Below are 18890 nucleotides of genomic sequence, written 5' to 3'. Positions count from 1 at the left end.
ACCATCGAGTGATCACTATCTACTGCGAACCAGGAGAATAATCTCCAAACGGATCCAAAACATCAATCAACTCAAATAGTTCGCAACCGCCCTCTGAGTCGTCATGACTTCGAGGCTACGAATCGTGTCGACCGGATTTCGGGCGGCTCAATAAGAACAGAAGATCAGTACGCGGCGTCACGCCTGCGAAGCCGCCCCCAAACGCAACCTGAACCGGGCGTGCGAACGCAGCAACCCGGCCGTTGCGGCCACCGCCTGGTGGGCGAGTTCGCGGAAGACGGTCCAGTAGGTGTCCGAGGTGGTGACCGCGCTGGAGTGGCCGAGGTCGTGCTGGATCACCTTCAGTTCGACGCCGGCCGCGCCGGCCAGGCTGGCCGCGCCATGTCGCAGGTCGTGAAACCGGACTGGTGGCAGGTCGAGCTCGCGGACCAGGACGTGGAAGCGGTGGGTGAGCCAGTCTGGCCGTACCGGGCTGCCGTCCGGGTTCGTGAATAGGTATCCGTACGGATTGCGGTCGGTGCCGGCGAACCGGTCCTGCTGGCGGCGGCGCTGCTCGCGCATGACCTGGTTGGTGAACTCGTCTAGTGCCAGCACCCGTACACCGGCCGCGGATTTCGGCGGTCCAAGCCGCATCGTGCCGTCGACGATCAACAGCTGCCGTTTGACGCTCAGCTCCCGGAACTCGGCGTCCAGGTCAGTGCTACGAAGAGCGGCCACCTCACCGCGGCGCAGGCCCCGTAGCGCGACAAGCCACCAGAGCGGGAACAGCGGATCGTCCTGAACCGCCTCCAGAAACCGTGCGACGTGTTCGACGTCCCACACCGCCACCGCCGGCCGGGCGCCGGTGGCCCGCCACAACGCCTCCCGCTCCCGCGTCCACGCCACCGCATGCGGACGACCGCCCCGTGGCAGCCGCAACCGCCACGCCGCGTTCGACGAGATCAGACCCTGCCGGCGCGCCTCGCTCAGCGCGCTGCGCAGCACCGCGACGATCCGGTGCACCGTGCCCGCAGAGATCAACTCACCGTCGGTGACCTCCTGCCGGCTAATCGCGTCGACCGCTCGCTGGACTATCGCCACTCCATGGCGCCCGTCCAGGTCGGCAAGCCGGAACCGGCCCAGCCACGGGATCAGATGCGTCCGCGTCACCGACCGGTACGCCCGCACCGTCGACGGGCGCAGCCGGTCTTCCAGTAGCGACAACCAGTACTCCAGCCACCGCTTCACCGTCCACGTCTCGGCCATCGCCTCCGGGCCCGGCAACTCCAGTATCTCCGCCAGTCCCTGCTCGGCCGCCGCTCGGGACAGGAACCCGCCTCGCCGCAATCGCTTCTGCCGGCCATCGGCGCCAGGCACATGCGCATCGACGTACCAGCGGCCATGTCCCACCTGGCCGCGCTGCGGGCACTGCGCACCCAACTGCTTGCCGGTCTCGGCCGACCGACACGCGCACCGGGAAAACACCGTCCCGTTGCTGGTAGCGGCCGTCATGACTGCTGGCCTGTGAGCTCAGCTGCGCCGTTCCGACCTTCATGACACTTCACCTTGGAGATCAAGTTCTAGCTCCTTACAGAGGAAGAACTTTCAACCCAAAGATCCGGAATTCTGAGCTCCGGCGGTCACTCACGTGTGGGGCGCGACCGTGCCTCACACGTGCCCCACACGGACTAGACGTGATCTTGATGTGGGGACGTTTGTCCTGCTCAACGTGGTGGGCCGCCGGGGATTCGAACCCCGAACCTAAGGATTAAAAGTCCTCAGCTCTGCCATTGAGCTAGCGGCCCGTTGATGTCTTGAGTCAGGGTACCGAGTCCTGACCGTCCCGCAATCATGCACCCGCCGTTCCCGGCTCGCCTCCGAATAATCCGGGAGGTGGTGGCCTCAGAGATCGGCGGTGAGGTAGGTGCGGATGTGGGTGCGGGCCTGGTGGATGCGGGCGCGGACCGTGGTTTCCGGGATGCTCAGGTGGTGGGCGATCTCGCGGTAGTCGAGCTGGCAGATGTCGCGGAGGACCAGGGGCGGGACGAGGTCGGCGCGGCGGGTCTCCAAGCGCTCCAGGGCGTCCAGCAGGTCCAGGCGGGAGCCGGCGATGACGCTGGTGGTGCGTGCGTCGGGGACGTCGATCGGGGGTGCCGCGTGTGCCTGCTCGGCGGCGCGGCGCTTCAGGGAGCGGTAGGTCTGGCGGGAGCTGTTGGCGATGACCACGTGCAGCCAGGTGGTGAACCTGGCGCGGCCCTGGAAGGTGCCGATGTTGCGGGCCACCTGGAGCAGGACGTCCTGGCAGGCCTCCTCGGCGTCCTGGTAACACGGTAGGAAGCGGGAGCATCGCCGCAGGACCCCGGGGCGGATCAGGGCGAGCAGGCGCTCCAGCGCGGCCCGATCGCCGGTCGCCGCCCTGCGGGCCAGTTCTTCCTGGTCGTCGTCGTGCACCGGTACTCCCCGTGTCCGTTCTTTATCGACCGCCATAATACGAACGTGTCGCCACCCGCCATGATCGGCAGATATCGCGTGACCCGGCGTCTGGGGTCGGGGGCGTTCGCCACGGTGTGGCTGGCCGAGGATGACGTGCTGGACTCCCTTGTGGCGATCAAGGTGCTGGCCGACAACTGGGCGCACCATCCGGACGTACGCGCGCGGTTCGAGCAGGAGGCCCAGGTGTTGCGCCGGGCCGATTCGGAGCGGCTGGTACGGGTCCACGACGTCGGCGAGCTGCCGGACGGGCGGCCGTACCAGGTGATGACGTACGCGGCGGGCGGGACGCTGGCGGAGCGGCTCGAGGAGGGGCCGATGTCGGTCGGTACCGCGCTGCGGACCACGGCCGACATCGCGCACGCCGTGACCGTGCTGCACGAGTCCGGGGTGCTGCACCGTGACCTGAAGCCGTCGAACGTCCTCTTCGACACGGTCCGCGGTACCGAGCGGGTGCTGGTGGCGGATCTGGGGCTGGCCAAGGCGATCGCGCACGCCTCCGGGTTCACCGTGGTCGCCGGCACTCCCGGGTACATGGCGCCCGAGCAGCACCTGCCGGGCGGTGGGCTGGACGTCCGCGCGGACGTGCACGCGATCGGTGCGATGGCGTACCAGATGCTGACCGGGCGGACGCCGAGGACCGGGCGGGGGCGGAGCGCGATCGCCCCGTCGAGGCTGCGCCCGGGGATTCCCCGTCAGGTGGACCGGGTGGTGCTGCGGGCGCTGGACGCGGACCGGGACCGGCGCTGGCCCACCGCGGCGGCGTTCGCCTCGGCCCTGGACCTCGCCCCGAAGCACCGCTCGTTGCGCTGGGCGGCCAGGATCGCCGGGAGCGGGGTGGCCCTGGCCGCGGTGGCGGCCGCGGGTGGTGCCGCGGTTCCGTACGGGACTCCGGTGGGGTGGGTGCGTGTCGCGGACGACACTGGTGCGCTCTCCGTGGCGGTGCCGGCGGAGTGGGCGCGTCAACTGCGGGATTCGGGCTGGGACCCGGCGGTGATCGGGCTGCCCGGCGGGTCGGCACCGGGGTTGCAGGTGGGCGCCGACCTGACCGGAGCGCCGGAGACCTCGGCCGGGCTGTTCGCCGGCCGGTGGACCGGCGACCCGGGTGCCGTCGTGCTGCCCGTCCATGACTCGTGCACCCGGCAGCCCGACCGCCGGGTGGCGGCGGCCGGGCTGGTCGGGCGGGAAGTCCTCTGGTCAGACTGCGTGGCGGCGTACTCGGAAGTGGTTCTGCCCGGCCTCTATCTGCAGATCCGGCAGACCGACGGGATCGACCGCACCGACGACGTGCTCCGGACGCTGCGGGTGGGTCACTCGTAGCAGTTCTGGCTCTCGTGCTCCAGCCAGAGGTTCTCGATCTTGTTGCTGGAGTTGAACTCGAAGCGGTAGTGGGCGTCGCCGGAGCCGCTCACGGTGGCGAAGGCCCGGCCGAACTCCGCCAGGATGTCGTCGTCGAGGTTCGGGTAGGCGGCCTTGACCTGCTTCACCGTGCTGCCGATGGCGATGCCCTCCGGCGTGTGCATCTTTCCGTACGCCTGGATCGCGATGATGCCGAGCGTCGGCGAGTGGATGACCGTGCCGTCGTCGCCGGTGGCGCCCTTGAGCTGGGACTGTGCGCAGCCCTCGGTGGCCTTGTAGTTCTTGATCTGGCCGGTCGCCTTGGCCTGCGCCACGGTCATCCCGATGTTCAGGCCGTTCCAGCCGACCGGCCCGAAGACCAGGCTGGTCGAGGTCGTCGCCGTCGTGACGGCGGTCGGTTCGGTGGTGGTGGCCGGGGGCTCGGTCGTGGTCTGCGTGGTCGCGGTGGCCGGGAGTGAGACGGTGGGAGCCGCCGAGGCGGAGGTGGGCGTACCGACCGGGGCCGCCGTTCCGTCGACCTTCTCCGGGGTTTCGGAGCACCCGGTGACGGCGAGGGAGAGAGCGACGGCGATACCGAGGACAACCGTGCGGCGCATTCGCGTAAACCTTTCCTAGTTCCTCTTTCCTCTGATGCGATGCGCGGGTGCCGAGGTTTGTTCGAGCCTTATCGGTAACGGGTTGATAACGCAGCACTCGTTAAGCCGGCGTCCACCAAAAAGATATCTTGCTGGGGAATCGTCGTGATCATGCAACGCACTACCGGAATCGCCGCGCTGGTCGCCCTCACCACCCTGGCCGCGGGTACCCCGGCGTTCGCCGGTGTCCGCCCCGAGCGTGAGGTGACCGCGGCCGTCGAGACCGCGGCGCTCTACGACGACGAGGCCGGTGGCGATGCCGACGCCGACGATCCCGCGATCTGGGTCAACCAGGCCAACAAGGCACGCAGCCTGGTGATCGGCACCGCCAAGAACGGCGGCCTGCGGGTCTACGACCTCACCGGGCGTGAGGTGCAGTCGATCGCGACCCCGGACGGCGGCCGCTTCAACAACGTGGACATCGTCTCCGGCTTCCGGCTCGGTGAGCAGCGGGTGGACCTGGCCGTCGTCACCGACCGCGGCCGGGACCGGCTGCGGGTCTACCGGATCAGCGCGTCCGGGCTGACCGACGTGACCGCAGCCGACGTACCGCTGCTCTTCGCCAAGGACGAGGCCGAGGTCGAGGACCAGGCCACCGGGTACGGGCTGGCCACCTACGGGCGGTACGCCGTGGTCAGCCGCCGGCACAGCACCCGGCTGGGCATCTTCCGGCTGGAGGAGAAGAACGGCAAGGTCACCTACCGGACCTCGGACACCCTGGACCTGCCGAGCCAGTTCCGGCTGCCGGACGGCTCCACCTGGTCACCCTGTGCGGAGCCGGGCGAGGGGCCGCAGGTCGAGGGCATGGTGGTGGACGCCGAGGCGGGCGTGCTCTACGCCGCGCAGGAGGACGTCGCGCTCTGGCGGATCAACCTGACCGGCGGGACCTTCAGCAGCGTTCCGCGGATCGTGGAGAAGGTGAAGGAGTACGGCGTACCGGCGACCTGGGACGCGAGCACCGAGGAGTGCGTGACCGACACCGCGGCGGACCCCGGGTTCGGCGGGCGGATCGCGGCCGATGTCGAGGGTGCCACGCTGTACCGGACCGGCGAGCGGGACGGGTACCTGATCGTTTCCAGCCAAGGGGACAGCCGGTTCTACGTGTACGACCGGCGTACCAACAGGCCCGTCACGCTCTTCACGGTCACCGACGGGCCCTCGATCGACGGCGTCCAGCACTCGGACGGTGCCGCGGCCACCTCGGTCGCCCTGCCCGGTTATCCGAAGGGGCTGCTCGTGCTCCACGACGGGGAGAACACGCCGGACGGCGGCCGGGTCAGCAGCAACTTCAAGTTCGTCGACTGGCGGAACCTCCGGCTCGCCCGGATCTGATCCGGGCCGACCTCTTTCGGGGTAGCCGGGAATGCCTGAGTGAACTCGCGCGAACGGGCAATTCACTACACCCTCCGCGTGTATTCGCTGGTCAGAGGCGTCGGGCCGTGCGAGTGTCAGGTCCGTCGCCGGTTCCGGTGGCGGACGGCGGGGATCGGAGACGGGTGTGTCGGAGTACGAGGAAGGGCAGCTGGCGGCCGGGTTCCGGTCCATGGTGCTGCTCGCCGCGCTGGTGGAGCGGGGCGGCCGCCCGGCCCCGGTGGCGCCGACCGTGGACCTGCGGCTCGGCGAGCACGAGTACGGCTGGTTCCCGGTCGAGTCGACCGGTGTCGCCCGCCGGCTCGCGGTGATCACGAACCAGCGGCTGATCGTCGGCTCGGACGAGTACGCGCTGCGCTCGATCGTCCAGCTGGAGCCGGACCCGGCCGCCTGGACGCTGGGTGTGCGGCTCCGCGGCCGGGCGTTCCCGCTGGTGCTGCGCGGCCCGTGGGTGCCGTGGCTGGGCGTGGTGATCTGCTCGGAGCTCTACGGGACGGCGTTCCCGCCGCCGGGACGATCCGGGGTGACGTTGCCGGCGCAGCGCCGGTGGCGGTCAGTAGACCCAGACCTTGGTCTTCAGCGGGATGGCGTCGTGTGACCAGATCCAGTTCATCGCGGCGATCGACACCCGGGCACAGCCGTGCGACGCCGGGTATCCGGGCACGCTGTACGCGCCGTGCACGGCGATGCCGCCGTTGAAGTACTTCGGGCGCCAGAGCAGGCCGAGCGGGGCGTGCCGCCAGCCGTCGATCTCGCGACCGACGGTGAACTTTCCGGCCGGGGTGCTGGCCAGGTGCGTGGAGCCCTCGGACTCGTAGTACTCGCCGGAGCCGGTGGAGGTGTTGAAGATCTTGGTGACCTCGCCGTCCTCCACGAGCATCAGCACCTGCTTCTTGAGACTGATCTCGACCACGGTGCCCTTGGACGACCTGGCCTTCGGGCGTACGCCGGAAGTGAGGGCCTTCCGGGTCTTGGGGCCTGCCACGCCGTCGCGGCTCAGGCCCGCGGCCTTCTGCAGGGCGAGGACGGCCTGCTCGGTGCTGTCGCCGAACACCCCGTCGGCCTTACCGTTCCAGTAACCCAGCTCGGTCAGGCGGGTCTGCAGGGCCAGGACGTCGTCGCCCTTGCTGCCGCTGCGCAGCTTCCGGGGCGTCGGCGAGGCGGTGGGCTCCGGGGCGGTGGGTGCCGGCGAGGCGGATGTCGAGGTGGTGGGCGCCGGGGTGGCCGGCTCGGTCGTCACCGGGCTGCTGGGGGCGGTGCTCGGCGTGGCGGAGGGGGCGCTCTCCGCGGTGGTCTCCTCGCCCGTGCCGCAGCCGGAAACCAGGGCGAGTGCCGCCACTGCGATCACCAGGGTCTTTCGCACGGTGCCTTCCCTTCGCCGGTGTGCGCGCCAGTGTAGATACCCATTCATAACCGTCCACCGCACGAGCGGGTGACCGGTGTGCTCCGGGGCGCAGGTGTGAAAAAGAGTCAAGTAGGCTTTGGCTATGTCGTGGAAGGCCAGTGCGCGGCACGGCGTACGGGAGGCTCCCGGTGGCTTCGCCCTGATCCAGGAACTCCTGAACACGCGTGCCGCCATGTCGTACAGCCCGGACCTGCTGGTCGGGCTGGACGACGCGCAGTGGTGGGTGACCGACGCGCTCGCCTCCTGGTCGCGGGTGTCCGGGCTGCCGGCGCCGACCCTGCTGCTCACCACGTCCGACCTGCGCTCGCTGCGGCGGCTGCGGGGGGCGTTCGAACAGGTCGTCTCCGCGGGGGAGAACCCGGAGGCGGCCGGTGGCGTGCTGCCCCCGGCGGACGTGCCGGTGACGCTGGCGCCGGACGGGTCCGGATGGGTCCGCGTGGTGCCGTCCGGGCGGGGGACCCGGTGGCTGGCGTCCGCGCTCTGGGCCGAGGCGCTCCTCGCCCAGCAGGCCGGGGTCTGGCCGCGACTCAAGCTCTGCCACAACGCGGCCTGCCGGGCCGCCTTCTTCGACACCTCGCGGAACAACAGCGGCGTCTGGCACGACGTCAGCACCTGCGGGAACACGGCGAACCTGCGGGCGTTCCGGGAACGCCGGCGGCTGCTCGGGGACACGGGGGCGCATGAGGTCGAAGTCGGCCGGGGTCCGGAGCTCATTTAGGGGGATTTGCCCGTCTGCCCGCCCCGGTGTGCGGTAAATCCGGGGGTACTGTCGGGAACCTGTGCGGGATCTCGCGCGACTATGGATGTATGGCGTGTGAGCGGTGGCGCGAGATGCTGTCGGCGCAGCTGGACGGCGAGGACGATCCGGCTCTGCGGCCGCTGGTCGACGAGCACCTGGCCGGCTGCGCGGGGTGCCGCGAGTGGCTGGACCGGGCGGCGGCGGTCAACCGGCTGACGGGTACCGGGCCGGTGATGGCGGTGCCGGACCTGAGCGAGGCGATCCTGGCGGCGCTGCCGGTGACGCCGGTGCGCCGGCGATGGCGGTTCCGGATTCCGGTCGCGGCGGTGCTGTACCTGGCGCTGGCGCTGGTCGGGGCGGTGCAGCTGATCCTCGGGCTGGCGCAGATCGGCGGCGGGGCGGCGGCCGGGCACGTGCACGACGGGCTGAGCGCGGCGCCGGGGCACCTGTGGAACGAGTCCGCGGCGTGGAACGTGTCGATCGGGGCGGGGTATCTCTTCATCGCGCTGCGGCGTACCCGGCCGGTCGGGCTGGTGCCGATGCTCACCGCGTTCGTCGGGATGCTGCTGCTGCTCTCGGTCAACGACCTGACCGGCGATCGGGTGGACATCGCCCGGCTGGTCGGCCACGGCTTCGTGATCGTGGGGTATCTGCTGGTGGTGGCGCTCTCCCGGGGCGTCGGCGGTGCCGAGCGGCCGCCCGGGGCGCGGGCCGGGACCGGATGGCGAGCCCGGTTCGAGGCCGCCGAGGCCGAGGAGGAGACGGTGGTGTGGCCGGGGCTGCGGTTGCTGCCGCCGCCGGCCGGGCCGCTCACCGCGCGCCATGAGGGAGACCGGGCCGCCTAGCGAGGGCTGGGCCGCCTAGCGGGATCGGGTCGCCTAGCGGGGCTGGGGGCGGACCGAGAGCTCGCGCCAGTCGTCGGTGCCGGCCAGGAGGGCGCGGACCGTGTCGAGGGCGGTGTCCTCGTCGTCGTACTCGAAGAAGTGGGAGGTGCCGTCGGAGCCGCCGGCGCGCTGCTCGACATACCACTGGTCGCCGCTGACGCGGAGGAAGACATCCTTGCGCGCGAGGCTGCCCCACTTGCCGTTCCACCAGTGCTTACGCTGCTCCATCCCGGCACTGTATCGAACATCTGTTCGAGCAGTGCCGGGAGGGCGGATCTTTTCCGGAAACTAGCGGGGCGGCTCCTGGCGGCGCTGCAGGACGTCATCGACCGCGCTCTTGTAGACCTGGCCCTGCGTGCCGTATCCGGCGGCGCCCTGGGACTGGGCGAGCAGCGCGTCGCGGATCTCGGTGAGCAGCTTGACCTCCTCGCTCGGGGCCTTCGGTGCCGGCTCCTCGCCGCGCGCGCGGCGCTCGGCGAGCTTGTTCAGCGGGAAGACCACGAAGAAGTAGAGGACCGCGGCGGTCAGCAGGAAGGTGATGGCCGCGTTGATGAAGGTCGCGTAGTCGAACGGGACCTCGTTGATGGTGAACGTGCCGGCGTCGATGCCGCTGCCGCCGCTGATCAGCTGGATCAGGGGCTTGAGGAAGCCGTCGGTCAGGCTGGTCACCACGGCGGTGAACGCGGCACCGATGACGACACCGACCGCTAGGTCGATGACGTTGCCGCGCATGATGAAGTCTTTGAAGCCTTGGAACATCTTGCTCACGGGCACTCCCGGGGGACTGAGGGTGTCATCCGGCGACGGGGTGCCCACCGCCGGTCGGCGACAAACTACGCCGACCGGGCGGGTCGTTGCACGTCAGGCGGGACTGTCAGTCGAGAGCCGGCTCCTCGGCCGCGAGCGCCTCGTCGACCGTGGGGTAGGTGTGGAGCACCTCGACCAGGCCGCTCACCTCGAGGATGCGCAGCACGCCGCGCTGCGGTGCGGCCAGGCGGACGGTTCCGCCGGCGTCGTCGGTGTTGTTCTTGGCCCGGACGAAGACCGACAGGCCGGTGGAGTCGCAGAACGACACCTCGGCCAGATCGAAGATCAGCCGGGCGCGCCCCTTCTCCAGCAGATCACTGATCTGATCCTGCAGTTGGGGGGCGGTGGCCATGTCGAGCTCACCGGCGACGGACACGACGACCATCTCGCCGCGCTGTTCCGTTTGTACCGTCAGGGACATTCGGGGAACCTCCAGTTATTGCTGAACGGTACTCCACGTACCGGGGGGATGCGCGCTGTGGGACGAGTGCCTTGACCTTGTCCGTTAGTTGGTCTACAGCAATTAACGGACATCCTGATGGTAAAGTCCGGCCGTTGCGAATGGATCGCGTGGTAGGGAGACAGCGGTGGCGCTGAGTCCGGACGAGTCGGGTCGCTTCGCAAGCCTGCTCGACGAGCACTCCGAGGGGCTGGTGGCGCGCTGGGCGGCGATCGTCACGACCAGCCTGCAGGGCCGGCTGAGCCCGGCCGAGTTGCAGCGGCAGACGAAGGACCTGCACAAGGGCTTCCACCAGGCGCTGTCGGCCGGTGCGCGGGACCTGACCGACGAGGCCGCCGCCGAGGTGCGGGCCCAGCTCAGCGAGCTCTCCAGCACCCGGGCCCGGCAGGGCTTCAGCGCGACCGAGACCGCGATCAGCGTCTACGCGCTCAAGGACGCGGTCCTCGAGGTGCTCGGCGACCAGAACGACGCCGCGACGCTCCGTGACTACGTGGCCTTCTCGGCCTTCGTGGACCGGGCCGCGCTCTTCACCTTCGACAGTTACGTACGCGTCCGCGAGACGCTCATCGCCGACCAGGCCGAGCAGCTGCTGGAGCTCTCCACCCCGGTGGTGAAGCTCTGGGAGGGCGTGGTGGCGGTCCCGCTGGTCGGCACGCTCGACTCGGCCCGCGCCCAGGTCGTGATGGAGCGCCTGCTGCAGACCCTGGTCGACACCGGGTCGCCGTACGCGATCATCGACATCACCGGCGTGCCGGCGGTGGACACCCAGGTCGCCCAGCACATCCTGAAGACCGTGGTGGCCGCCCGGCTGATGGGCGCCGACTGCATCATCTCCGGCATCCGGCCACAGATCGCCCAGACCATCGTGGCGCTCGGCATCGAGTTCGGCGACATCGCGACCAAGGCCTCGCTCGCCGACGCGCTGCGCTACGTGCTCGGCCAGACCAGCTACAAGGTCGTGGCGACCAAGCGGGCGGGGTACTGACGTGGAACGCGTCCCGGTCCTGAAGATCGGCGACATCCTGCTCGTCTCCATCCAGATCGACATGGAGGACCAGGTCGCCCTGCAACTGCAGGAGGACCTGGCCGAGCGGATCGTGGCCACCGGCTGCCACGGCGTGATCATCGACATCAGCGCGCTCGACATCGTCGACTCGTTCGTCGGGCGGACCCTCGCCACCATCGCCTCGGTCTCCCGGGTGCTCGACGCCGAGACGGTCGTGGTCGGGATGCGCCCGGCGGTGGCGATCACCCTGGTCGAGCTGGGGCTCTCGCTGCCGGGGATCCGCACCGCGCTCAACGTCGAACTCGGTATCGAGATGCTCGCCCGCAGCCGGGCCGCGTACGACATCGAGGCGGAGGACGACGAGGCCGGCTCGGCAGCGGTAGCCACGTCGTGAGCGACGACAGCCAGCGGCTTCCGGTCACCACCGACCAGGACGTGGTCCGCGTCCGCCAACTGGTGCGGACCGTGGCGGTGGCGGTCAAGCTCTCCCTGGTCGACCAGACCAAGCTGGTCACCGCCGCGAGCGAGCTGGCCCGTAACACGCTGGTCTACGGCGGTGGCGGCACCGTCGACGTGCAGCGCGTGCAGAACGAGCGCAAGGCCGGTATCCGGATCGTCTTCGCGGATCAGGGGCCCGGCATCCCCGATCTCGATCTCGCCCTGACCGACGGCTACACCACCGGTGGCGGCCTCGGACTGGGTCTCAGCGGCGCCCGCCGGCTGGTCGACGAGTTCGACATTCAGACGAAAGTCGGCGAGGGTACGACCATCACCGTTACCAAGTGGTGCCGATGAGCGGAGGAACGGTGGCTGTCGTACCCGAGGGGCTCCTCGACGAAGGGGTCTGGTTCCGGGTGGAAGCCGCCGGGACCGCCTCCGCCGTACGCCGGGCGGCCGAGCGCCTCGCCGCTGAACTGGCCATGCCGGAGCGCCGCGTCGCGGACCTCTCGATCGTCGCCGCCGAGGCCGCCGGCAACCTGGTCAAGCACGCCGAACAGGGCACCATCCTGGTCCGCCCGGTACGCACCGCCGACCAGGCCGGTGTCGAGATCATCGCGATCGACAGCGGGCCGGGCATGGCCGACGTGCAGTACTCGATGGGCGACGGGAACTCCACCTCCGGGACGCTCGGCATCGGGCTCGGCGCGATCCTGCGCCAGGCCAGCCGCTGGGACCTCTACTCGCTGCCGGGTAAGGGGACCGTGCTGGCGATGCAGGTCTGGCCGGACGAGGCGCCGGAGCAGCCCTGGGCGGCCGGGCTGACCAGGCCGATCACCGGCGAGACGGTGAGTGGGGACGCGTACGCGATCCGTGAGGTGGACGGGCGTCGCCAACTGCTGGTCGCCGACGGGCTGGGGCACGGGGGACTCGCGGCGGCCGCCTCGAACGAAGCGGTACGGGCGTTCCGCAAGGCTCCGGCGGCTTCTCCCGCGGCGGTTGTCGAGTCATTGCATCGTACGATAAATCACACACGAGGAGCGGCGGTCGCGGTCGCCGAGCTGGACCCGGCAGGAGGCCGCGTGCTCTATGCCGGTCTCGGCAACATCGCCGGAACGGTCTTCGGCCCGGACGGGACGCGGCGCGGCATGATCTCGATGCCCGGTATCGCCGGTCACCAGCGGCGACAGGTGCGGGAGTACGAGTACCCCCTGGCTGCGGGCGCGGTGGTGATCATGCACAGTGACGGTGTGGTGGATCGCTGGAATCCCGCGGAGTACCCGGGCCTGCTGACCCGGTCGCCGGAGATCATCGCGGCGACCGTGCTGCGCGACGCCGGTACCAGACGGGACGACGCCGGCGTGCTGGCGGCCCGGCTGCCATGACCGCCGAGAGCGAGGTCCTGATCCGCATGCGGCTCCGCGTCGAGCAGGACATCTTCGCGGTACGGCAGCTCGGCCGGGAGGTGGCCCGGGCGGTCGGGATGGAGTCGCAGGACCAGACCCGGGTGGCGACCGCGCTGAGCGAGGTCGGCAGGGTGCTGCTCGCCGTGGGCCCCGACGCGGAGGTGACGTTCGCCGTCGAGCCGTACGGGGTACCTACGCTGCGGGTGGGAATGGTTCATCCGGCGACGGCCCCGTCGTCCCGGTTGGCCGAACAGTTGCAGCAGGTCGGCCGCCTGGTCGACACGATGGAGGTCGACGATGGCGGTACCGGAACGGTGGTCCGGCTGGCTCGGCGTCTGCCTGCCGGACAGCCGAGACTGACCCCCGAACGCATGAAGGAGATCCGAGCCGGGCTGGCCCAGCACGTGCCGGGTACCCCCCTGGACGAACTGGCGGTGCAGAACCAGCAGCTCATCGCCGCTCTGGACGAGGTACGCGCGCAACGCGACGACCTGGCCCGGCTGAACGCCGAGCTGGAGGAGACCAACCGCGGCGTGATGGCGCTGTACCACCAGCTCTCCGAGGAGCTGGAGGAGACCAACCGCGGGGTGGTCGCGCTCTACGCCGAGCTGGACGAGAAGTCGGTGCAGTTGCGGGCGGCGAGCGAGGCGAAGAGCCGGTTCCTGGCGAACGTCAGCCACGAGCTGCGCGCCCCGGTCACCGCGATCATCGGGCTGGGCCGGCTGCTCACCGACTCCTCCTCGGACGACCTCACCGGCGAGCAGGAGCGCCAGGTGGAGCTGATCCGTACCTCGGCGAGCGACCTGCTCACCCTGGTCAACGGGCTGCTCGACCTGGCCAAGGCGGAGGCCGGGCGGATCGAGCCGAACTGGTCGGAGGTCGACCTCAAGGCGGTGTTCGGGCAGCTCCGTGGCACCCTGCGGCCGCTGGCCACCCGTCCCGAGGTGGACTTCGTGGTGGACGAGCCGGAGTTGCCCGCGATCCGCTCCGACGAGGTGCTGCTCGCCCAGGTGCTGCGGAACCTGCTGACCAACGCGCTCAAGTTCACCGCGGCCGGCTCGGTGCGGCTGAGCGTACGGCGTACCGGCGGGGACGCCGTGTTCGTGGTCGCGGACACCGGCACCGGCATCCCGCCCGAGCTGCACGGCCGGATCTTCGAGGAGTTCTTCCAGGTGCCCGGGAGCCGGCCGATCAGCGGCAAGGGGACCGGGCTGGGGCTGCCGTACGCGCGGCGGCTGGCCGGGATCCTCGGCGGCGGGCTCCGGGTCGACTCGACGCCGGGCGAGGGGAGCACCTTCACCCTCCAGCTGCCGGTCTCGGCGTCATGAGCCCGGCGGCCACCGTCCTGGTCGTGGACGACAGCGCGACCAAGCGATATCTCCTGGTCAGCTGGCTCACCCGGGCCGGGTTCACGGTGGTCGAGGCGGAGACCGGCGGCGAGGCGCTGCGCAAGCTCGCCGAGGAGGACGTCGACGCCGACCTCGTCGTACTGGACGTGAAGCTGCCGGACATGAGCGGCTTCGAGGTCTGCGAGCGGATCAAGACGGATTCGCGGTACGGCGTACTGCCGGTCATCCACGTGTCGGCGCACGCGGTCGACGTGGGCGACCGGACCCAGGGCCTGAACCGGGGCGCGGACGCGTACCTGGTGGAGCCGATCGAGCCGGACGAGCTGATCGCGACCGCGCAGGCGGTGCTCCGGTACTACCGGGCACGGCAGCGGGCCGAGCTCTTCGCCGAGCGGATGGTCCGGCTCGCCGAGACCACGCTGGCGATCAACTCGGCGTCCACGCTGCCCGAGCTGCTCGCGGCGGCGGCGGACGGCGCGGCGGTCATCTTCGGCGAGCCGGTCGCGGTGGTGGCCGAGACGTCCGAGGGGGAGAGCCTGGCGGCGACCCCGGCGGGCGTACGCAAGTGGGCCGTGCCGGGGCACCGCGTGGCGGTCGGGTCGCTGGTGCGTACCGACGAGCCGGACGACTGGGACGTGGTGGACTGGCCGGAGGAGGAGACGGTCGCGGTCGCCGCCGCCCGGCTCCGGGCCGACCGTCCCCCGGTCTACGTGGCCGCGCCGGGCAGCTCGCAGACCGCCGGGTTCCCGGTGCTGCGGCAGCTGGCCCAGGCGGTGGCCGCCGCGGTGGAGGCGCAGCGCTCCTTCGACGAGGAGCACCGGATCGCGGTCACCCTGCAGCGCAGCCTGCTGCAGTCCACGCTGCCGGAGGTGCCCGGCGTGGAGATGGCGGTCCGCTACGAGCCGGCCGGCGCGCAGACCGAGGTGGGCGGCGACTTCTACGAGCTGACCATGCTCGGCGGACGGCTGCTGGTGGCGATCGGGGACGTGGCCGGGCACTCGCTGCACGCCGCCACGGTGATGGCCGAGATCCGGCACGCGGTTCGGGCGTACGCGGTGGAGGGTCACTCGCCGGGCGTGGTGCTGGAGCTGGTCAACCGCTTCATGCGGACCGTGCTGCCCGCCGACTCGGCCACGCTCTGCCTCTTCACGCTGGACCCGGCCACCGGCATGATCCGGATGGCGAGCGCCGGCCATCTGCCGCCGCTGCTGCACGTCGACGGCGAGACCCGGTACCTGGCACCGCGCGGCGCGCTGCTCGGCCTGGACGCGCCGCCGCGCCGGGAGCTGGAGCTGGAGCTGCCGCCGGGCGGGACGCTGGTGCTCTACACCGACGGCCTGATCGAGCGCCGGGACACCGACATCGACGTGGGGCTGAAGGCGCTGGCCGAGTGCGCCGCCGAGGTCGAGCCGGATCTGGACGCGTTCTGCAGCCGCCTGCTCCACCGGCTCGGCGGATCCGGCGAGCAGGCCGACGACATCGCGGTGGTCGCGCTCCGGCGTGCCGCCTCCGCTTGATCTCTTTTTCTTTCCGGTACGCCCCTCCCGCGCCCGCCGCGCTCAAAAGGCAGACTTGACGTCGGCTATTCACTGAGTGAATAGTAGCCGCCATGTCCACGGCACATGTGATGCTCGGGCTGCTCTCCGGCGGGCCACGGCACGGTTATGACCTGAAGCGGGCGCACGACGAGCGCCTGCCGCAGGCGAAGCCGCTCGCGTTCGGCCAGGTCTACGCGACCCTCGGGCGCCTGGAGCGGGACGGGCTCGTCGAGCAGTCCGGTCAGGATCAGGAATCCGGGCCGGAACGCACCTCCTACGAGTTGACCGAGCTCGGCCGCGAACGGCTGGACACCTGGCTGACCGAGGTCGAGCCGCCCGCGCCGTACGTGACCAGCGCGCTCTTCAACAAGGTGGTGGTCGCCCTGATTGCCGCGGGCGCCGACCGGGCCCGGGAGTACCTGACCGCGCAGCGGGCCGCGCACATGGCCCGGCTGCGCGAACTGACCAAGGTCAAGATCACGTCCGGTGCGCCGGTCGGCGACGTCGTCGCCGCCGACTACGCGATCGGGCATCTCGACGCCGATCTGCGCTGGCTGGAGACCACCCTGGCGCGGGTCGCCGATCTGGAGAAGGAAGTGACGGCGTGAGCAGACCCCTGCTGACCGGCACCGGAGTGACCAAGAACTACGGCAGCACCCCCGCCCTCCGCGGTGTCGACATAACGGTCGGCGAGGGCGAGATCGTCGCGGTGACCGGGCCGAGCGGCTGCGGGAAGTCCACGCTGCTGCACTGCCTGGCCGGGATCCTGCGGCCCGACGAGGGCACGGTCACGTACCGGGACCAGGACCTGGGGCTCTGGTCCGAGGCGGCGCGATCCCGGCTGCGGCGGACCGACTTCGGGGTGCTGTTCCAGTTCGGGCAGCTGGTACCGGAGCTCACCGCCGCGGAGAACGTCGCGCTCCCGCTGCTCCTCGCCGGTTCGGGGCGGCGAGAGGCGAGGGAGACGGCGCTCGGCTGGCTCGACCGCTTCGGGGTGGCCGACCTGGCCGAGAAGCGCCCGGGCGCGATGTCCGGTGGTCAGCAGCAGCGCTGCGCGGTGGCCCGGGCGCTGGTCACCGAGCCGCGGGTGATCTTCGCGGACGAGCCGACCGGGGCGCTCGACCAGCTCAACGGCGAGCAGGTGCTGATCGCGATGGTGCAGGCGGTCCGGGAACAGGGGGCGGCGCTCGTGCTGGTCACCCATGAGGCGCCGATCGCGGCGTACGCGGACCGGGAGATCGTGCTCCGCGACGGCGCCGTCGACCCGAGCGGTGTCGGGGTCCACTCATGAGGCCGTCCACGCTGGTCCGGCTCAGCCTGGCCGGGAATCGTACGGACCGGCTGCGCACCGTACTGACCGCGGCCAGTGGCTCGCTCGCCAGCCTCGCCCTGCTCAGCGCCGCCACCGTCGCGGCGATCCGGGGTGGGGATTTCGTGCCGGTACCCGGGCAGCCGGAGGGCGTCTTCGTGCGGGCCTCCGGCTCGGAGCAGTACGCGTCCGACTATCTGGTCGAGGCGGGCCTGCGCCCGGGCGTGATCTTCGCGCTGGTCATGCTTGCCCTGCCGGTGCTCGCCCTGGCCGGGCAGTGCATCCGGCTCGGCGCCCCGGCTCGTGACCGGCGGCTCGCCGCGATCCGGCTGGCCGGGGCGACTCCACGCCAGGCGGTGCTGATCGCGGGGGCCGAGACCGCGGCCGCCAGCCTGCTCGGCTCTGCGATCGGGTTCGGCGTCTACCTCGTGCTGCGGGTGCTCCTGGACCGGCACACCCCGGACGGACGACTGGTCCTGCCCACCGACGTACTGCCGAACCCGCTGGTCATCCTGCTGGTACTGCTCACCGTCCCGCTGCTGGCCGGCGCGATCGGCATCCTGCTGATGCGCCGCGTCATGATCACCCCGCTCGGCGTGGTCCGCCGCCTCCGCGAGCGCGGCCCCCGCCCCTGGCCGGGCGTCCTGATCGCCCTGGGCATCCTCCTGTTCGCGATCCCCTCGATGCACCTGACCAGGCCGCACTGGCTGAGCCGGGTGACCCTCCCGCACTGGACGCCGTACGGGGTCATGGGCACTGGCGTGTTCCTCGTGATGATCGGCGTGGTGCTCGGCGTCGGCTGGATCTCCTACACCGTCGGACGCCTCCTGCGCCGCTACGGCCGTGGCCCGTCGACCCTGCTGGCCGGAGCCCGCCTGATGGCCGACCCGTGGAACGGCAGCCGCACCCTCGGTGCCCTGCTCGCCGCGGTCGTCTTCGGCGCCGGCACCCTCGGCTTCCGCGCCGACTTCCTCGCCGAGGCCGCCGCCGACGAGCGGTACAACGCGCTCCAGGCCGACGGCACCGGCGTCGGGTTCGGCGCCGATCCCGACTTCTACCTCAACGGCATCCGCCTGGTCATGCTCGCCATCACCCTCTCGGTGCTGGTCGCCGCCGCGGGCGTACTGGTCGCCTTCGTCGAGGGGATCGTGGCCCGCCGCCGCACCTACGCCGCGATGACCGCGAGCGGCGTCCCCCGCCGCACCCTCGCCGGCGTCATGTTCTGGCACACCTTCATCCCCTTGATCCCCGCCCTCCTGCTGGCCCTGGCCGCCGGCGTCTCCCTGATCCGCACCGTCCGCACCACCATCCAGGTAGGCGGCGACTTCGAAGCCTGCCTCGACCCCGAAGCGACCGACATCGCGACGTGCGTCAAGACAACCGTGATCCAGCCCCTGGTCCTCCTGAAGATCCCCATCCCCTTCGGCGAGCTGGCCCTGCTCGGCGGCGGCGCCCTGCTAGCCATGCTCCTGGTCGTCAGCGTGGGCCTGCTGGTTCTCCGCACCAGCACCGAACTAGAGGAACTTCGCACGGGCTGATCGCTGGCCTTTGCTTGCGCTGGGACGGGTGGGGCGGTGGGTGGGCACGCAGGGCGGTGGAGCGTCTATGCCCTGCGTGCCCCGGTGATCAGCCCGGAAACAACATCATCATCGATCCCATCCTGCTAACGTCCCCGATGAGCAGGATGGTGAGCAGGATGATGAGCAGGATAGGAT

The 18890-nt window shown here is 70.7% G+C and carries 21 protein-coding genes and 1 tRNA gene; 14 read left to right on the top strand and 8 right to left on the bottom strand.

Going from position 1 to position 18890, the window contains the following annotated elements; genetic code table 11:
• Nucleotides 1-177: 177 nt before the first annotated feature.
• The 3 genes from AB0M08_RS45380 to AB0M08_RS45370 all read right to left on the bottom strand — a co-directional run bounded on the left by AB0M08_RS45380 (nucleotide 178) and on the right by AB0M08_RS45370 (nucleotide 2430).
• Nucleotides 178-1356 carry a site-specific integrase gene (locus tag AB0M08_RS45380; protein WP_364507958.1) on the bottom strand — a complete coding sequence of 393 codons (1179 nt, stop codon included), beginning with the start codon at nucleotides 1354-1356 and terminating at the stop codon, nucleotides 178-180.
• A 353-nt stretch (nucleotides 1357-1709) separates the two neighbouring features.
• Nucleotides 1710-1784 (bottom strand) — tRNA-Lys (locus tag AB0M08_RS45375).
• A 97-nt stretch (nucleotides 1785-1881) separates the two neighbouring features.
• Nucleotides 1882-2430, bottom strand: coding sequence for an RNA polymerase sigma factor (locus AB0M08_RS45370; RefSeq protein WP_364507955.1), 549 nt, complete (start codon nucleotides 2428-2430; stop codon nucleotides 1882-1884).
• A gap of 45 nt (nucleotides 2431-2475) precedes the next feature.
• Between AB0M08_RS45370 and AB0M08_RS45365 the strand changes: the two genes are divergently transcribed.
• Complete coding sequence (locus AB0M08_RS45365) at nucleotides 2476-3789, top strand: serine/threonine-protein kinase (RefSeq protein ID WP_364507952.1); 1314 nt, start codon at nucleotides 2476-2478, stop codon at nucleotides 3787-3789.
• Here the strand turns inward: AB0M08_RS45365 and AB0M08_RS45360 are convergent.
• On the bottom strand, nucleotides 3780-4424 hold the full coding sequence (locus AB0M08_RS45360; RefSeq protein ID WP_364507949.1) for a hypothetical protein: 645 nt from the start codon (nucleotides 4422-4424) through the stop codon (nucleotides 3780-3782). The two genes, AB0M08_RS45365 and AB0M08_RS45360, sit on opposite strands and share 10 nt — an antisense overlap.
• A gap of 150 nt (nucleotides 4425-4574) precedes the next feature.
• On the opposite strand from AB0M08_RS45360, the gene AB0M08_RS45355 reads away from it, so the two are divergent.
• The gene (locus tag AB0M08_RS45355) at nucleotides 4575-5795 is read left to right on the top strand and encodes a phytase (protein ID WP_364507946.1); all 1221 of its coding nucleotides are present in this window, start codon (nucleotides 4575-4577) and stop codon (nucleotides 5793-5795) included.
• 166 nt (nucleotides 5796-5961) lie between these two features.
• Nucleotides 5962-6432, top strand: a complete 471-nt coding sequence (locus AB0M08_RS45350) for a hypothetical protein (RefSeq protein WP_364507944.1) — start codon at nucleotides 5962-5964, stop codon at nucleotides 6430-6432.
• Here the strand turns inward: AB0M08_RS45350 and AB0M08_RS45345 are convergent.
• Nucleotides 6388-7197 carry a peptidoglycan-binding protein gene (locus AB0M08_RS45345; RefSeq protein ID WP_364507941.1) on the bottom strand — a complete coding sequence of 270 codons (810 nt, stop codon included), beginning with the start codon at nucleotides 7195-7197 and terminating at the stop codon, nucleotides 6388-6390. The genes AB0M08_RS45350 and AB0M08_RS45345 overlap by 45 nt on opposite strands.
• Before the next feature lie 124 nt (nucleotides 7198-7321).
• On the opposite strand from AB0M08_RS45345, the gene AB0M08_RS45340 reads away from it, so the two are divergent.
• Together AB0M08_RS45340 and AB0M08_RS45335 are read left to right on the top strand one after the other, a co-directional pair.
• Nucleotides 7322-7957, top strand: coding sequence for a CGNR zinc finger domain-containing protein (locus tag AB0M08_RS45340; protein ID WP_364507938.1), 636 nt, complete (start codon nucleotides 7322-7324; stop codon nucleotides 7955-7957).
• A gap of 89 nt (nucleotides 7958-8046) precedes the next feature.
• Entirely contained in the window at nucleotides 8047-8823 is a 777-nt protein-coding gene (locus AB0M08_RS45335) for a zf-HC2 domain-containing protein (protein ID WP_364507936.1), read from the top strand.
• 33 nt (nucleotides 8824-8856) lie between these two features.
• Here AB0M08_RS45335 and AB0M08_RS45330 read toward each other — a convergent pair whose 3' ends face one another.
• From AB0M08_RS45330 to AB0M08_RS45320, 3 genes are all read right to left on the bottom strand, one after another.
• A complete protein-coding gene (locus tag AB0M08_RS45330; protein WP_364507934.1) occupies nucleotides 8857-9090 on the bottom strand; it encodes a hypothetical protein in 234 nt (77 codons plus the stop codon).
• Nucleotides 9091-9150: 60 nt separating this feature from the next.
• Entirely contained in the window at nucleotides 9151-9621 is a 471-nt protein-coding gene (mscL, locus tag AB0M08_RS45325; protein ID WP_364507961.1) for a large conductance mechanosensitive channel protein MscL, read from the bottom strand.
• 115 nt (nucleotides 9622-9736) lie between these two features.
• On the bottom strand, nucleotides 9737-10090 hold the full coding sequence (locus AB0M08_RS45320) for an STAS domain-containing protein (RefSeq protein WP_364507932.1): 354 nt from the start codon (nucleotides 10088-10090) through the stop codon (nucleotides 9737-9739).
• A 166-nt stretch (nucleotides 10091-10256) separates the two neighbouring features.
• On the opposite strand from AB0M08_RS45320, the gene AB0M08_RS45315 reads away from it, so the two are divergent.
• The 9 genes from AB0M08_RS45315 to AB0M08_RS45275 all read left to right on the top strand — a co-directional run bounded on the left by AB0M08_RS45315 (nucleotide 10257) and on the right by AB0M08_RS45275 (nucleotide 18713).
• The gene (locus AB0M08_RS45315) at nucleotides 10257-11114 is read left to right on the top strand and encodes an STAS domain-containing protein (RefSeq protein ID WP_364507928.1); all 858 of its coding nucleotides are present in this window, start codon (nucleotides 10257-10259) and stop codon (nucleotides 11112-11114) included.
• A 1-nt stretch (nucleotide 11115) separates the two neighbouring features.
• Entirely contained in the window at nucleotides 11116-11529 is a 414-nt protein-coding gene (locus tag AB0M08_RS45310) for an STAS domain-containing protein (protein ID WP_364507926.1), read from the top strand.
• Nucleotides 11526-11930: an ATP-binding protein gene (locus AB0M08_RS45305; protein WP_364507925.1), complete on the top strand. Its 405-nt coding sequence runs from the start codon at nucleotides 11526-11528 to the stop codon at nucleotides 11928-11930. Before AB0M08_RS45310 ends, AB0M08_RS45305 begins: the two co-directional genes overlap by 4 nt.
• A complete protein-coding gene (locus tag AB0M08_RS45300; protein WP_364507922.1) occupies nucleotides 11927-12958 on the top strand; it encodes a SpoIIE family protein phosphatase in 1032 nt (343 codons plus the stop codon). The genes AB0M08_RS45305 and AB0M08_RS45300 overlap by 4 nt, the downstream gene beginning before the upstream one ends.
• Entirely contained in the window at nucleotides 12955-14307 is a 1353-nt protein-coding gene (locus AB0M08_RS45295) for a sensor histidine kinase (RefSeq protein WP_364507919.1), read from the top strand. The genes AB0M08_RS45300 and AB0M08_RS45295 overlap by 4 nt, the downstream gene beginning before the upstream one ends.
• Nucleotides 14304-15845, top strand: a complete 1542-nt coding sequence (locus tag AB0M08_RS45290; protein WP_364507916.1) for a SpoIIE family protein phosphatase — start codon at nucleotides 14304-14306, stop codon at nucleotides 15843-15845. Before AB0M08_RS45295 ends, AB0M08_RS45290 begins: the two co-directional genes overlap by 4 nt.
• 92 nt (nucleotides 15846-15937) lie before the next feature.
• The gene (locus AB0M08_RS45285; RefSeq protein ID WP_364507913.1) at nucleotides 15938-16474 is read left to right on the top strand and encodes a PadR family transcriptional regulator; all 537 of its coding nucleotides are present in this window, start codon (nucleotides 15938-15940) and stop codon (nucleotides 16472-16474) included.
• On the top strand, nucleotides 16471-17157 hold the full coding sequence (locus AB0M08_RS45280) for an ABC transporter ATP-binding protein (RefSeq protein WP_364507910.1): 687 nt from the start codon (nucleotides 16471-16473) through the stop codon (nucleotides 17155-17157). The genes AB0M08_RS45285 and AB0M08_RS45280 overlap by 4 nt, the downstream gene beginning before the upstream one ends.
• Nucleotides 17154-18713 (top strand): FtsX-like permease family protein, encoded by a 1560-nt coding sequence (locus AB0M08_RS45275; RefSeq protein ID WP_364507907.1) that lies wholly within the window; start codon nucleotides 17154-17156, stop codon nucleotides 18711-18713. Before AB0M08_RS45280 ends, AB0M08_RS45275 begins: the two co-directional genes overlap by 4 nt.
• Nucleotides 18714-18890: the final 177 nt, after the last annotated feature.

Source organism: Actinoplanes sp. NPDC051851 (assembly GCF_040681165.1).
Classification (GTDB): Bacteria; Actinomycetota; Actinomycetes; order Mycobacteriales; family Micromonosporaceae; genus Actinoplanes.
This window is presented reverse-complemented; position numbering and strand designations above follow the sequence as displayed.